The sequence below is a fragment of the Mongoliitalea daihaiensis genome, assembly GCF_021596945.1.
In the GTDB taxonomy this organism is placed as follows: Bacteria; Bacteroidota; Bacteroidia; order Cytophagales; family Cyclobacteriaceae; genus Mongoliitalea; species Mongoliitalea daihaiensis.
The window spans coordinates 2,176,657-2,190,501 of the sequence record NZ_CP063779.1; the positions used below are offsets into that span (position 1 = coordinate 2,176,657).

A 13,845-nucleotide genomic window follows, 5' to 3' on the forward strand; every position below is an offset into this window, starting at 1 on the left:
ATCATATCCTCAATACTACAACCTCCATTCACGCGCTCTAATTTTTCAAAATTTAGCTCTTTCATAACAAATTTAGTTTTTTGGTTGAACATTTATTTAATTGATAATCAAATTTATTGCTGTATCGGTGAAATAATCTTTCACTCTAGGAAGAATTTTCGATAAAAATGTAACTTTTTTTGTCTTTGGAGTAAGAAATATCCTTTCCAAGACTTAATCGAAGGTCATCGATTATTAAATAGACCATTCTTTTGGAAACTCCTATGTTTCTAGCTAGGTCACCTGGTCCTCCTGTCTTCTTTTTTTCAATTAACTCTATCAAGAGTTTCGTGCGCTCGTAATACTTCAATCCTGCCATAGTTTTATCAGTTTAGTAGTACTAGATGTTGATATGCTTTAGAAAATTGATTCTCTGATTGTAATAATTGTGAGGCTGTTCCAAAAGCTTTGATTTGCCCATCTTCTAAAACCATCAGATTGTCCATGCTTGCAGCCAAAGCTGGTTGATGGGTAATCAATAAAAGTGAAGCTTGATTAGCCTGAACATAGGATTTTACAATAGAAAGTACTGCATATTCTGTTTCCCAATCCATTGCCGCAGTAGCTTCATCCAATACAAGGATCTTTGGTTTTTTTACCAAGGCTCGGGCCAATCCGACCAGTTGCCATTGTCCTCCGGAAAGATTTCTTCCTTCTTCCCCACATATAGTAAGAATGCCTTGTGGGAATTGATTGAAAAACCCTCCTAATCCTAGTTCCTGCAAGGTCTGAATTGTCTTTTCTACTTCTTGGTGATTATTTGTCAGGGCTATATTGTCCAATACTGTCCCGTTAAAGAGCTTTTCTTTTTGACTGACTACACCCAACTGATTTCTCCAAGTCATTAAATCATTGGCTTCACCCATTAAGAAGGGCATAGAAAGCTTCCCCTGTTCTGGAACATAAAAGCGCTGAATTAACTCCACTAAGGTGCTTTTTCCTGTTCCGACAGGAGCAAAAAGTGCTGTCGTCTGCCCTGCTTGAAGTTGAAAACTCACTCCTTTAAGTATCGGGCTTCTACCAGGATAACGGAATGCCAGGTTTTCTGCATTTAAAAGGACGTTTGGATTTACCTCTTCTTCCTTACTTATAGAAATTTCCTGATCTTCGGCTTTCAGTCCAGCAATCTCATGCATTCGGTCAAAGGCTACCTTGGCTTCCTGAAATTGTATATTGGCTACTACTAATCCGGCTACAGCTGGTAAAATAGAACTCCCCACCTGAATCAAGGCCATCAATTCCCCTAGTTGAAGATTTTTTTGGAACACTAGATAGACGCCCAAGCCGAACAACAGGCTCATAAATACGGCAACAATCACTTGTGTGAAAAATGAAAAGCTATTGCCAATGATCGCCAAGTCATAGCCCTTGTTTTGATAATGCCCATAGACCTGATCAATTCTGTCTTTGAATACCTGTTCTTTATTATAGGATCTCAAGACATGCACTCCCGTCAAGCTATCGATGTACTGCGTCTCATTGAGGGCATGGGCGGCCATCACTTCTTTTTGCTTGGCAATGATGGGTTGATGATAGCGCCACCCAATGAATAAAAATGCCAAAGAAGCTGCTACACATAACCATCCCATCACCCATGATTGGTAGAAGACAAAGGCTAGGGAAACTACTACTACCAAAACATTAATAATGACCGTTCCCGTAATCATTGCGACTGTTTGCTGGATACGAAGGGAGTCATTCATACGAGCGATTAGGTCACCCGTACTGAAACCCTTGAAGTAGTTCATGGGTAGATGGAATACTTTCCGGACAAAGGAAGATACAATCCGGATGTTGAGGCCTTTTCCCTGTCTTGCCATAAATACACCCAAAAAATATCCTAATAATGAGCGGAATAGTAATAAAGCTCCCAATGCGACCACCCCAAAGATGGCTTTGTCATAGGTTTGATTAGGAAGGAAATCATCAATGAGTTTTTGTGAAAAAATCGCTGTTGAAAGACCTGTGATGGCCATAAGCGTTCCAAGAACTGCCGCGACAGCCAAAATAGGAATATCTTCTGCAATAAGTGATCTGAACCAGACAAATTTAGCATTGGATTGGGATTTTCTGGTCTGAAACTGTTCATTAGGTTTTATTTGAAGTAGAATGCCTGATTTCCAGATTTCAGTTAATTCCTTTTCGCTGTAGCTTACAATTCCCATACCGGGATCACTGATCCAGAATTTACTCCCATCAAACCCAAAACAGACCACATAATGTTCCCTCACTTGATCCATAAGCACATGGAGTATGACAGGCGCTTCCTGTTCTTTCAGGTGCTTGATTTCCGCTTCAAAACCTTTGGCTGTTAGGCCGATTACAGAAGCTGCTTGGATCAAGCCCAAAAGAGTAGTTCCGGACATAGTTGTTCCACTGACATCTCGTAGCTTTTCTTGCGTGACTTCTCCACCATGATATTTTGAGATGGTACACAGGCAGGCCAATCCACAGGCATACTCTCCCAATTGGGTTGTATGGAATTTTTTTAAGTTGGATTCGTTGATTTTCATGGTCTGCCCTCCTTTCTATGTGGTAACTTTTTTAAAATGATATCCAATTTTACTGGGCCTTGATACGATGCCACTAAAGCACTGGAACTATCATAGCAAAAAATACTGGGCACTGACCGCACTCCAAGATAGGTAGATAGGTGCATTTCCTCATCGAGGACTAGCTTTATATGTTGTTGATGAAGAAATGGATACTCCTCCAAAACACCTTCAAGCTCATTTTTTAATTGATTGCTGGCAAGGAGGATACTTACATGGTTAAATTCTTCTATCCGTGTTTCAAGCGCCTGAAGCATGATTTTACACATGTCACAGGTGGAGTTGAAGTAAACCAACAGAAAGGGCCGGTCCGAGGCAAATTCATCAATTTGCACTTTTTCTCCATTAAGTGTAGCTAAGGACATGGAAGGAATAGACTGAATCTGTTGAATGATCCGTGCATCTTGCTCCGACTTTTGATTAAACTTCCATATCAATCCTGAGAGTAGAAAAATCAAAACTCCGGATAAACTAACTAATAAGGCTTTTCTGGTCATAGTTTAGGTGAAGTTTAGGGTTAGAAAAAGTATCAACACCATCCAGAAACTCATGGAGAAGGCATAAGTGGACATAACAAGCTTTGAACTCTCTGATCTTTTAAAATCAAGTTCATTACTAAAGAAGTAAATCAGTAGTAGGCAGTAAATAACCTCAAATAAATTGAGTAGTTGGAGAGGGTAGTACCAAATAGGCTTAACAGAGGTGATATCAAGTAAACTCAGTACTGAAAGTGGTGCAAAAAGAGAAAACTCAGAATAAGTCAGGTCGGATAGCGTTCCTAAGAATACTTTTAACATTCCGCCTAATACAATGATACTTTCCGCATAAACTGCAATCATGAATAAACTCCCTAACTTGATGCCCTGATGCCTATTTGCGAAGAATAGTCCTGCATAAAGGATCAAAGCCATCAAAAAGCATTTAAGACTTAAAATCAGGAATGTTAACAGTATGGAAAATTTGTTCCAATACTGCATATCTTCTAGCATGTCCAAAAGAACATTTTCAGGGATTTCAAATTCTTTTTGCTTCGCAAGCTCTTTCAGCATCATAGACTCAAAGTCCAAAAGAAAAAAGCTCATCAGAAACAATGCTGTGGAATAAAAAACGAGGATAAGGAATGTTTTCATCTGTGTAAAATTTAAAGTCCAAACTTTATTTTTTGCTTTTGCACAATGAAAATTAAAAAATCACCCACTAATTTCCTCTTATCCCACCCAAGTTAAACGTTTATTTAAACGCTTAATTGAATCACCTGCTCCTCGGAGAGTTGGCAATTAGGTAAGTACTTAAAGTTTAAAAACCTGCAGTTAAAAACATATCAACTTCAAAAAGTCTACCGAATGCCTAAAAAAACAAACTATTTACAGCGCCCCTATCCACCAAAGCCCAACTCCAATAAAAACGGCATAACCTAGTCCATAAAGCATCAGCTTCTTTTTGATTTCGTCTTTGGTTAAGGCTCTATGTTGGGGTTCTAATTTGTAAAGGGCTAAGCGACAGGTTGCATTGACGATAAAAAGTACCCAAAAAACTTCACTGTTGAATGATTGCTCACTTATCCAAGAGCTGATCAAGATCACAGCCATAATAGTTAAACTCACATGAAATCCTGTCTTCAAAAATATCTTCATTATTAACTGAAATTAAATTATTTGGCTATTTTGAAAGTTGCACGTATGGATAAATTGCCGCAACAATTAATCTGTTGAACAACTTTTCACCAAAATACCTTCTATTGAGCTTATACACAAACTCATTGAGGTAATTCTGAAGATACTTTTCACTTACCATGTGATATATTCCCAGCAGATTCCTTTTTAAGTTACTTATTGCCACATGGACCCAGTTAAGAGCTCCTTTTGTAGAGTCTTGGGAGGACTTTATCTTGATGTGCTCTTCCACCAATCTTTCGAGGTTTACATATGCTGTGTTTTTATCAGTAAACAGAACTGATTCTGGATCTATTGATTCTTCTACAAATTGCTCCACAGTTTCTTTGGTCACATCAGTTAGTACTTTCATTTTAAAAAAACCACAATGACGGCTCCTTTTACCTGTAGTTGGATCCTCCAATGGCGTCGATTCTGAAGCGACTGCAACAATTGCCTGCTTTTGGCTCCCCTTCCCTCGCTTCAGGCGTTCCTGAACCTCCTTTCTTGTTGCTTTTTCCACATATGCCTCATCATATTCCACCATTCCTTTGAGTAGATACAGATCATCCCGCTTTCCCATTACAGCTCTGATCTTGTGCATGAGGTTGAACGCAGTTTCATACCTTTTAAGTCCCAACTGTCTCTGGAATTCTAAGCAGGAAAAGCCTTTCTTGGTGGCCGACATCAACAGAAAGGCGGTGAACCAGGTCTGCAATGAAAGATTGCTCGATTCCATTACAGTGCCTGCCTTAAGGGAAGTCCTCCTTCTACATATGCTGCACTCAAAAAACTTCTTTCCACTAAACCAGTACTGTTTTGAGAAGCTTTTACAGGTTTTACAATAAATCCCGGTGTTCTCACGGTAGGTTTTCAAGAAATCCTCACAGCTTTCCTCGTTTGGGAAATAGTTTACAAATTCTAAGATGTTCATGGTTTTGTGTATTTTTAACCAAGAAACACCAATTACACCAACTAGGAAAACTATTGACACAAATTGATAAACTATAGTTGGCTACGTGTATGATTCCGAAGAGTAAGATTAAAGAATTATAGTCTTTGGACTTGTTTAATATCACTAAAAAAAAAGTAAAACACCCAAAAGCATTTTTTGGGTGTTGAAATGGATATAATGACAGCGATTTTAAGAAAATGAAGAATTCTAATACAGAATTTGGAGCAAATGCATTTTTTTAACGCCAAATTCTAATTCCTATGTAATAACCTAGTGCTATTGACATTAATAGTAATACACCCATTAATATATAGATCAAAAGATTATTTGATAACATTTCGTTAAACTTTATTTCCATATTCTTGATCCGATTGCAAAACCTAAAGCACAAGATCCTACAAATAAAATTCCACAACCAACAGCAACAGCGAGTGTAATTGGCTCACCACCATTAATTTGATTAAGATCATCATTGCTAAGTTCTACAATATTTTTATTTTTTTCAAGATTTTTCATATCAATTTATTTTTTTTCTCTTGTTAAATATGCGACTCCTAACCCAACACAAACGCCAACCACTATTATTCCTCCAACAATTACAGCTGGATGCAGACCACCATTAATTTCTAGCGCATCATAATCTGATAATTCTTGTAAACTATCAACCTGCCCAAAATGGTCCACTTCATGAAGTCCATTTTTTTGAAAATCATAGTTTGATTTTTCATTGACTAAAGTTTTCATAATTCTAAAATTTACTCTTTCCCAACCTTTTCCGGGCATCGGGTTTTCCCAATCTCGCTCTGGCAAATCAGGTTAGCTAGCATGGTGATTTGCTGATTGATCATAAACCAAAGAAAAGATAGTTCCGTCTAAAATATTGGACTTGTGAAAAAAAGTTGAAGTTTTTCCAGCAGAAATATTTCTCTCTTCTGAGGTATTCAATACCTGCATAGAAAAGCTAACAGAAATACCACCACAATTCACAAAAATAAAGGAATTAATTCTCTTGGAAAAACGAATGCAAATCCCTTGATCTTTTAGCTCATCTATCATTAGATAAAGCTTCGCTCTACTCACTCCCAGTCTCTCTGCAAATTCTTCTGGGCTTCCTGTCCGCTGCTCCTTTACCAGTTTGTTTAGGAGCTTTAGTCGTTCGATTTGTCTGATAAATTCCATGGTATAGTTAATTTAGTTATTGGTTGAATAGTTGGAAGGTTAGGGCTAGGTTTTTTTTTGTTAAACTCTTAGCCTCTAAATTTTCATTGTAGGTTAATTTAGTTAAAGGGTTAAACGTTAAGTGTCCAACGTTTACACGTTACAATATCACCAGTTGCTTTCGGATCATTTCGTAGTATTTCCCCTCTTTCGCCAATAACTCGACATGGCTTCCTTCTTCAATTAGCTTTCCTTTGTCCATAACGTATAGCCTGTCAAATTCCTGTACAGCGGCTAATCTATGGGTGATAAATATGATCGTTTTACCTTCTGTAGCGAGCATTCGGATGGTCTGTTGCACAAATTGCTCCGATCCTGGGTCAAGGGAGGCTGTGGCTTCGTCTAAGATCAAAATCTCAGGATCTCTGTACAGGGCTCTGGCTATAGCTATTCGTTGCTTTTGCCCTCCTGAGAGTGAGGCTCCATTTTCTCCCAAATATGTGCCGAAACCATTGGGTAGGTTTTCCACAAAATCCATCATTCCTAGCTTATTACAAATGCTGACTACTTTTTGCATGTCAGGTTGATAATCACCCAAAGCTATATTTTCCAATACATTGCCCGCAAAAAGATCGATCCGCTGGGGTACTACAGATACAATCTGTCTCAGGCTGGCGTTAGCAATAAACTTGATATCATACTCACCTATGTAAATATTTCCTGATTGGAGCGTATAGAGGTTTTGCAGTAAGGAGACGAGGGTGCTTTTTCCCGATCCGCTTTCCCCGATCACGCCGGAGATTTTACCTTTCGGAAAAGTAATGGTAAGGTCATCAAAAACATTAGCTCTTGATCCATACCTGAATTTTACATTTTTGAAAATGATGTCACCCACATTTTCCTTTTTGATAGGAAAGGTGTCAGCCGACCTTTCTACTTCCAAATCCATAATTTCAAACAACCTATCCGCCGCAATCAGTGCATTTTGAATGGTTTTATTCATACCAATTAGACTTGACACCGGACCAGTAAGGTATCCGGTTAGTGCATAAAATGACATGAGTTCACCAGGAGTGATCTCATTTTGTAGGACATAACCCGCTCCAACCCAAAGCAAGATGATGGTAAAGAGTCGGGACACTACTTCAGAAGAGGTGCTTGAAAAGATATTGTTCAATCCAGATTGATACACTGTTCTCAATAAAGCTATAAATCGCACTTCTGTCTTGATATTGGCATGATCCTCAGCACCAAATCTTTTGATGGTACCCGCAGAAGTAATTGACTCTACTAGTTGAGATTCCAGTTCGGCAGACTCTTCCATCAACCTACGTTCGATCTTTTTATTTAATCGATTAGTGATCCAGTAGATTATCGTGTATAGTGGGATCACTAATAACATCACCAATGCCAACTTCCAATAAAAGGTGAACATCAAGGCAAATGAAAACAAGACGATAAAAATATTGACCAAAAATCCTATGGAGACATCGTTAATGAATGCTCTGATTTTTACAGCATCATTAATCCGTGATATGATTTCCCCCACTCTCATAGTGTCAAAAAATCGTTGTGGGAGTGTAAGCAAATGTTTGTAATAACCTAATATCAACCTTGCATCGATTCGTTGGCCTACTTTGATAATAAAGAGCGTTTTATATATGCCGATCACCACTTGCATGAGAAGAAGTCCAATCATTACAAGAGAAAGTAAATTCAATAAATTTGTATTTCGGCCAATGAAAACATGATCGATGATCTTTTGAACATAGATGGATGTAGATAAACCTAAAATGGTGTAAATAATTGCTCCGACCAAGGACTGTATCATCACTGCTCTATGAGGTCTTACCAAGTACCAAAATCTACTCCAGGTACTTACTTTCTCACTAATGGCCTTAAACTCGTCGTTAGGCATCAACAACACCAGTACCCCTGTCCACATTTCTTTGAATTCATCAGGGTTCACTTTATGGATCTGTCCATCTCCCGGATCCATGTATTCCACCGTTTTATCTGTAACTTTATACAAGACTACAAAGTGATGAAGAACTTTCTTTACTATTACATGCGCGATGACTGGCATAGGTACATCCTTTAGCGCCTCAAAATCACCTCTGACACCTTTTGCTGAAAACCCCATTTTGGTTGCAGCTTCTATAAGTCCCAAAATGTTTGTTCCCTTTTGGTCGGTAGAGGCCATCTGTCGGATTTTGGCTACTGGCATTTCCAATTTATAGTGTGCTGCCACAGAGGCCAGGCAAGCTGCGCCGCAGTCGGTAATATCTCGTTGTTTGATTCTAATACCCATGATTTTTTAAAAAAGTTAGTTAATGTTTTGAACTTGTGGATTGAGCCAATTGTCCACCTTGTCATATAATAATTGAAACAATGATCTACGAGCAACCACAAACCGTGCATTGTAGGTCATGCCTTTTTTGATATAACCTTCTTGACCATTAGCTAAAGTCAGGTATGGTTTATCTAGGGCACAGGTTACCAAAAAACCAGCTTCGCGTTCATTGAATAATGAGAGGTCGTCTGCGATGTCAATCACTTTGCCTGTGGCTATTCCCCATTGATTATAGTTATAAGCATCAATTTGGAAACTCACTTCTTGACCTACCGTAATAAATGCGATGTCTACAGGAGAAATATAAGTAATGGCCAGTACAGTAGTATCAGGCGATATTTCCGCTAGTTTTTGTTGAGGGTGAACAAAATCCCCTTCATTCAAATTCACTACATTCAAAAGAGTACCATTGATACCAGCGATGACTTTGTATTGGTCGCTTTGCTCCATGTACACACTTTTTTGGTTGCTTAAGCGGATTTTTTCATTTTGATAGTTGACCAGTTCCTGTTCCCAGAGATTTCTCTGTTGCTTTCTAACGAGGTCTAGTTGGGCATTTGCTTGCTTATATTGCACATCTGCGACATCATACTCAGCAAAAGCAAGAGCGCCATTTTCAAAAAGCGTTTGAGCTCTTTGGAAATCTCTTTCGAGCTTCTGCACGGCAGCTGATTGATTATTGATTTTTGTGTGGTACTCTAGAAGAGATGCTTGGTAAAACTTAGACCTCAATGGAATAGGCTCAGAATTATTATCCAAATGGTCTAACCGCAACAGCTTATGCAAGTCAGCTATAAATTCATCGACTATTGAAAGCCTTTCCTCCACTCCCTGCATCTCCAAGTTAAGGACCTCTCCTCTGATAGTAGCTAGCACTTCTCCTTTTTGGACTTTTTGGTTTTCCCTCATATACCATGTTTCCAACCTACCGCTGACAGAGCTCATTAGGGCATTACGCTGGATAGCTGATTGGAAAGTCCCTCTGGATTGCACGGCCACGTCTACATATAGTAAGGGCAGGGCGATAATTGCCGCCACTAGCATCCCTAAAAGGAGTAGGTAGATTACTTTGGAGCGTACACTGATATGAGAGTCGTAGACCTCTACAGATTGCGCTATAATAGCGGATGGGAAAATACTTTTGCTCATGGGCTGTCAGTTGGTTTAAAAAGAATATAGTTTAAATAAAATACCTGATTAAAATAGTACAAGTTAATGTGAGATAAAGCTAAATTATGGTGTAATTATATAGCCTAAAAAAATTATTTCCAAAAAAAGCACGGTTTACAGCTTAAGCGCTTAGGTCAAAAATGCCTCTGATTTTTTTACGAAACAAAATATTATATCAACTAAAGTTTTACCCCCCCCCAATTAAAAATTTAATTTTACAATTTTCTAGTATAGGTAGAGAAAATTTTTTTTGAATTTTTTTTAAAAATCAGGCCAAAACATAGATTATAGATGGCGATTACCTTGCCAGTCAGTGGGTGGGTTTAAAAAGTATCCGGTAACTCAATTGAGCCTTTTTTTAGCTATGAGCATTTAGCCTTCACCCCAATTAAAGTATAAAAAAAACCTGCGAAATTATCCGCAGGCTATTTTGTTGACACGGGTGGCGTGGCGGCCACCTTCGAAGTCTGTTTGTAAGAAGACATCCACCATCTTGGAGGCTGTCTCGAAGGGGATAAATCGGGCAGGGATGGCTAGTACATTGGCATTGTTATGCGAACGGGCTAAGGCTGCTAGTTCTTCGTTCCAGCATAAAGCAGCACGGATACCTTGGTGCTTGTTAGCTGTGATAGCTACTCCATTTCCACTGCCACAAATTAAGATTCCAAACTCAAACTCACCTGATTCTACAGCAGTAGCTAGCGGATGTACATGGTCTGGATAGTCTACCGAACCATCAGAGTATGGGCCGAAATCTTTCACTTCCAAACCTGCTTCATGCAATTGTTTGATTAAGGCCTGTTTGTATTCATATCCGGCATGGTCTCCGCCGATTGCTATTTTCTTCATCATCAAAGGAGTTAAATGTTATCTTCTAGTGCTTCTTTGGCACGCTTCTTTTCTAATCGCTTCGCAATTTGAATCCCAGCTTCGTACAAAACCAAAATCGGCATGGCTATCAGTATTTGGCTGATGACATCCGGAGGGGTAATTACTGCTGCCAGGATAAGAATGACTACAATAGAATGTCTTCTGTAGGTTTTCAACATGGCGGCACTCACCAATCCTGACATGGATAGGAAGTAGATGACCATGGGCAACTGAAACATAATTGCCGAAGCCAAGACCAACATGCTTAACGTGCCTACATAAGAGGTAATGTCAAACTCATTGGAAATCGTAGGGTCCAATTGGTAATTGGCCAAGAAATTTACCGAAATAGGGGTCAGGATATAGTATCCAAAGAGTGTCCCTAGGAAGAAGAGCAAACTCACAAAGAATACGGCTCCTCTAGCTGCTTGACGTTCTTTGGCATATAATCCCGGGCTAATGAATCTCCAAACCTCCCAAAATAAGTAAGGAAAGGATGCGATGATTCCCACCACTAAGGAGGAGGTGATGTGCATAGAAAACTGCCCAGTCATCTGACGGCTTTGCAAGATAAATGGGAGTTCTGTGATACACAGAACAGGTGTGTTAAAGATTTCTGCCAATTGACAGAGCATACGGTAGGTGAAAAAATCAACTTTGGAAGGGCCCAAAATGATTTGTCCAAATACGATGCTTTTGGCAAGAAAGGCAATGATGGTGAAAATTAATACGGCAGCAACTGAGCGTAGCAAATGCCACCTCAGTTGCTCCAAATGGTCTAAAAAGGACATGCCTTCCTCTTCCTCTTCTTCTCTATACTGATCTAATGCCACTTTAAATTCGAGTGATTAATTTTTCACATGCGGTTTCTTACGAGTAACCACTTATGTAGTGTATGTATTTAGTTTAAGCTACAGTCAACCGTTGTCTGTTGACGATTATCAGCATGATTACAAATGATATGTTCACCTTCTGCAATTGCGGATAATCCTATCAATACAATGGAAATTGAACCATCCACTCGTTAACTTGGGATTTAATAGCAGCTAAAGCAGCTTCATCTGCATGATTAACCAAGGCATCATCAATCAAAGCTACAATTTTCTTCATGTCCTCTTCTTTCAATCCTCTCGTGGTGACGGCAGCAGTTCCTACACGCATACCAGAAGTCACAAAAGGAGAGCGCTTGTCGAATGGCACCATGTTTTTATTAATGGTAATATCCACTTTACCCAAGGTTTCTTCTGCAAGTTTACCGGTAAGCTCTTTATTGCTTAAGTCAATTAACATCAGGTGATTGTCCGTTCCTCCAGAGATTAATTTGTATCCTCTGGCTACAAACTCTTCCGCCATTACGGCTGCGTTTTTCTTCACTTGCACCACATATTCCATGTATTCGTCAGAAAGACCTTCTTGGAATGCAATTGCTTTTGCGGCAATGATGTGCTCCAAGGGTCCACCTTGGGTACCTGGAAATACACCAGAATCTAGTAAGGATGACATTTTTCTCAACTCACCTTTTGGTGTTTTCAAACCAAATGGATTATCAAAGTCTTCTCTCATCAAAATCAAACCACCTCTAGGTCCTCTCAAGGTTTTGTGAGTGGTTGTAGTGACGATATGGCAAAACTCCAATGGATCATTCAATAAGCCTCTAGCAATCAATCCGGATGGATGGGAAATATCTGCAAGCAACAAAGCTCCCACTTGGTCAGCGATGTCTCTCAAACGCTCATAATCCCAGTCACGGCTATACGCAGAAGCTCCACAGATCAATAATTTAGGTTTTACTTCCAAAGCTTTGGCTTCTACTTTATCATAATCGATCAAACCAGTTTCTTCTTCTACACCATAAAAATGCGGCTGATACAATTTACCAGAAAAGTTCACTGGGGAACCGTGGGTCAGGTGACCACCATGCGCTAGATCAAACCCTAAAATAGGATCTCCAGCGTTTAATACAGCCAAGAAAACAGCTGCATTCGCTTGCGCACCGGAATGTGGCTGCACATTTGCCCAGCTTGCTCCAAAGAGTTCCTTCGCTCGATCAATAGCCAATTGCTCAATCTGATCCACCACTTCACAACCTCCATAATAACGCTTGTTAGGGAGACCCTCAGCGTATTTGTTGGTCAACACACTTCCCGCCGCTTCCATCACCTGCTTACTGGTGAAGTTTTCGGATGCGATCAATTCTATACCCGTCTTTTGACGGTTTTCTTCTTTTGCAATGAGGTCAAAGATTGCCTGATCTCTTTTCATGGATATGATTTTTAATAGGTTGCCCAAAATTAGTTTTAATCAATGGATAATCCAATTCAAAGGGAAGTTAAGTGAGGAGTTATCAGGTGGGAGAATTAGGAATTAAGAAAGAAGTTAAAGGCGAGAGTTTAGAAGCGAGAAGCGAGAATCAAGTTCACGCCACGAGCGCTACGATTTATTGCGACGCTCGCAATGGTTGGCGGTCCACAGATTTTGCAGATTAGCATAGATTAAAATCAACAGTCTCTCAGGCCCCATAAACGCCCAGAGTCTTGATTCTTGTATCTTGGCTCTTGTCTCTTGTCTCTACCAATTGTCCACAGATTTCGCAGATTAGCACAGATTTTATGTCCAAAACTTAGCGACCTCTGCGCTAACCTTAGGGTTCTTTGCGGTTTCAGGTCTCAATTTAATCAACGTTTTTCAAGAATATCCCCATATTTTCCTGCTCCTAAATTATATGGCCGCTAGGCATAACTTATCCAACTTGGGGGACTTCGACTTTATTTCGTACAAGCCTATTTCATCCTTCCTCCCTCATCCTTCTACCTTATTTTCTTGATTCTTGGCTCTTGGCTCTTGTCTCTACCAATTGTCCACAGATTTCGCAGATTAAAAGAGACAGTCTCTCAGGTCCCATATATGCCCCTGTCTCGTCCTGAAAATACTTGACACTTTTTTCATCGTCTTTCTTTTCAATCTTTTTCTACCTTTTTTTGGTAAAAATCTACGGGTAATGTGTCTTCCGTGTAGAGCGCATGTTTACTTAAATTATCTTGCTATAACCCATTTAACAGCTCCATCGGAGCGGCCGGCATTTTAGCAACGGGTTTC

14 protein-coding genes are annotated in these 13,845 nt (G+C 39.5%); all 14 read right to left on the reverse strand.

Annotated features, from left to right (window positions below; all coding sequences use genetic code 11):
* Positions 1-145: 145 nt before the first annotated feature.
* The 14 genes from IPZ59_RS09370 to IPZ59_RS09435 all read right to left on the reverse strand — a co-directional run bounded on the left by IPZ59_RS09370 (position 146) and on the right by IPZ59_RS09435 (position 13,011).
* A complete protein-coding gene (locus tag IPZ59_RS09370) occupies positions 146-358 on the reverse strand; it encodes a hypothetical protein (RefSeq protein ID WP_236139585.1) in 213 nt (70 codons plus the stop codon).
* Positions 359-365: 7 nt separating this feature from the next.
* Positions 366-2,552: a peptidase domain-containing ABC transporter gene (locus IPZ59_RS09375; RefSeq protein ID WP_236139586.1), complete on the reverse strand. Its 2,187-nt coding sequence runs from the start codon at positions 2,550-2,552 to the stop codon at positions 366-368.
* The gene (locus tag IPZ59_RS09380) at positions 2,549-3,088 is read right to left on the reverse strand and encodes a TlpA family protein disulfide reductase (RefSeq protein WP_236139587.1); all 540 of its coding nucleotides are present in this window, start codon (positions 3,086-3,088) and stop codon (positions 2,549-2,551) included. Before IPZ59_RS09380 ends, IPZ59_RS09375 begins: the two co-directional genes overlap by 4 nt.
* Before the next feature lie 3 nt (positions 3,089-3,091).
* The gene (locus IPZ59_RS09385; protein WP_236139588.1) at positions 3,092-3,721 is read right to left on the reverse strand and encodes a hypothetical protein; all 630 of its coding nucleotides are present in this window, start codon (positions 3,719-3,721) and stop codon (positions 3,092-3,094) included.
* Positions 3,722-3,955: 234 nt separating this feature from the next.
* Entirely contained in the window at positions 3,956-4,225 is a 270-nt protein-coding gene (locus IPZ59_RS09390) for a hypothetical protein (protein ID WP_236139589.1), read from the reverse strand.
* Positions 4,226-4,250: 25 nt separating this feature from the next.
* Positions 4,251-5,177, reverse strand: coding sequence for an IS1595 family transposase (locus IPZ59_RS09395; protein ID WP_236139590.1), 927 nt, complete (start codon positions 5,175-5,177; stop codon positions 4,251-4,253).
* A 369-nt stretch (positions 5,178-5,546) separates the two neighbouring features.
* The gene (locus IPZ59_RS09400) at positions 5,547-5,714 is read right to left on the reverse strand and encodes a class IIb bacteriocin, lactobin A/cerein 7B family (RefSeq protein ID WP_236139591.1); all 168 of its coding nucleotides are present in this window, start codon (positions 5,712-5,714) and stop codon (positions 5,547-5,549) included.
* 6 nt (positions 5,715-5,720) lie between these two features.
* Positions 5,721-5,942, reverse strand: coding sequence for a hypothetical protein (locus tag IPZ59_RS09405; RefSeq protein ID WP_236139592.1), 222 nt, complete (start codon positions 5,940-5,942; stop codon positions 5,721-5,723).
* Positions 5,943-6,014: 72 nt separating this feature from the next.
* Positions 6,015-6,377, reverse strand: coding sequence for a DNA-binding protein (locus IPZ59_RS09410; RefSeq protein WP_236139593.1), 363 nt, complete (start codon positions 6,375-6,377; stop codon positions 6,015-6,017).
* A gap of 139 nt (positions 6,378-6,516) precedes the next feature.
* A complete protein-coding gene (locus IPZ59_RS09415; RefSeq protein WP_236139594.1) occupies positions 6,517-8,667 on the reverse strand; it encodes a peptidase domain-containing ABC transporter in 2,151 nt (716 codons plus the stop codon).
* A gap of 15 nt (positions 8,668-8,682) precedes the next feature.
* Positions 8,683-9,858: an HlyD family secretion protein gene (locus IPZ59_RS09420; RefSeq protein ID WP_236139595.1), complete on the reverse strand. Its 1,176-nt coding sequence runs from the start codon at positions 9,856-9,858 to the stop codon at positions 8,683-8,685.
* Between the two features lie 435 nt (positions 9,859-10,293).
* A complete protein-coding gene (gene rpiB, locus IPZ59_RS09425) occupies positions 10,294-10,731 on the reverse strand; it encodes a ribose 5-phosphate isomerase B (RefSeq protein WP_236139596.1) in 438 nt (145 codons plus the stop codon).
* Positions 10,732-10,739: 8 nt separating this feature from the next.
* On the reverse strand, positions 10,740-11,582 hold the full coding sequence (tatC, locus tag IPZ59_RS09430) for a twin-arginine translocase subunit TatC (RefSeq protein ID WP_236139597.1): 843 nt from the start codon (positions 11,580-11,582) through the stop codon (positions 10,740-10,742).
* A gap of 160 nt (positions 11,583-11,742) precedes the next feature.
* Positions 11,743-13,011 carry a serine hydroxymethyltransferase gene (locus IPZ59_RS09435; RefSeq protein WP_236139598.1) on the reverse strand — a complete coding sequence of 423 codons (1,269 nt, stop codon included), beginning with the start codon at positions 13,009-13,011 and terminating at the stop codon, positions 11,743-11,745.
* Between the last annotated feature and the right edge of the window lie 834 nt (positions 13,012-13,845).

Bases quoted from the DNA above. Each gene is read 5' to 3' on its own strand.
- IPZ59_RS09435 (WP_236139598.1), bottom strand. From the start codon at position 13,011: ATGAAAAGAGATCAGGCAATCTTTGACCTCATTGCAAAAGAAGAAAAC.
- IPZ59_RS09395 (WP_236139590.1), bottom strand. From the start codon at position 5,177: ATGAACATCTTAGAATTTGTAAACTATTTCCCAAACGAGGAAAGCTGT.
- IPZ59_RS09385 (WP_236139588.1), bottom strand. From the start codon at position 3,721: ATGAAAACATTCCTTATCCTCGTTTTTTATTCCACAGCATTGTTTCTG.
- IPZ59_RS09415 (WP_236139594.1), bottom strand. From the start codon at position 8,667: ATGGGTATTAGAATCAAACAACGAGATATTACCGACTGCGGCGCAGCT.
- rpiB (WP_236139596.1), bottom strand. From the start codon at position 10,731: ATGATGAAGAAAATAGCAATCGGCGGAGACCATGCCGGATATGAATAC.
- IPZ59_RS09420 (WP_236139595.1), bottom strand. From the start codon at position 9,858: ATGAGCAAAAGTATTTTCCCATCCGCTATTATAGCGCAATCTGTAGAG.
- IPZ59_RS09380 (WP_236139587.1), bottom strand. From the start codon at position 3,088: ATGACCAGAAAAGCCTTATTAGTTAGTTTATCCGGAGTTTTGATTTTT.
- IPZ59_RS09375 (WP_236139586.1), bottom strand. From the start codon at position 2,552: ATGAAAATCAACGAATCCAACTTAAAAAAATTCCATACAACCCAATTG.
- IPZ59_RS09370 (WP_236139585.1), bottom strand. From the start codon at position 358: ATGGCAGGATTGAAGTATTACGAGCGCACGAAACTCTTGATAGAGTTA.
- IPZ59_RS09400 (WP_236139591.1), bottom strand. From the start codon at position 5,714: ATGAAAAATCTTGAAAAAAATAAAAATATTGTAGAACTTAGCAATGAT.
- IPZ59_RS09390 (WP_236139589.1), bottom strand. From the start codon at position 4,225: ATGAAGATATTTTTGAAGACAGGATTTCATGTGAGTTTAACTATTATG.
- IPZ59_RS09410 (WP_236139593.1), bottom strand. From the start codon at position 6,377: ATGGAATTTATCAGACAAATCGAACGACTAAAGCTCCTAAACAAACTG.
- IPZ59_RS09405 (WP_236139592.1), bottom strand. From the start codon at position 5,942: ATGAAAACTTTAGTCAATGAAAAATCAAACTATGATTTTCAAAAAAAT.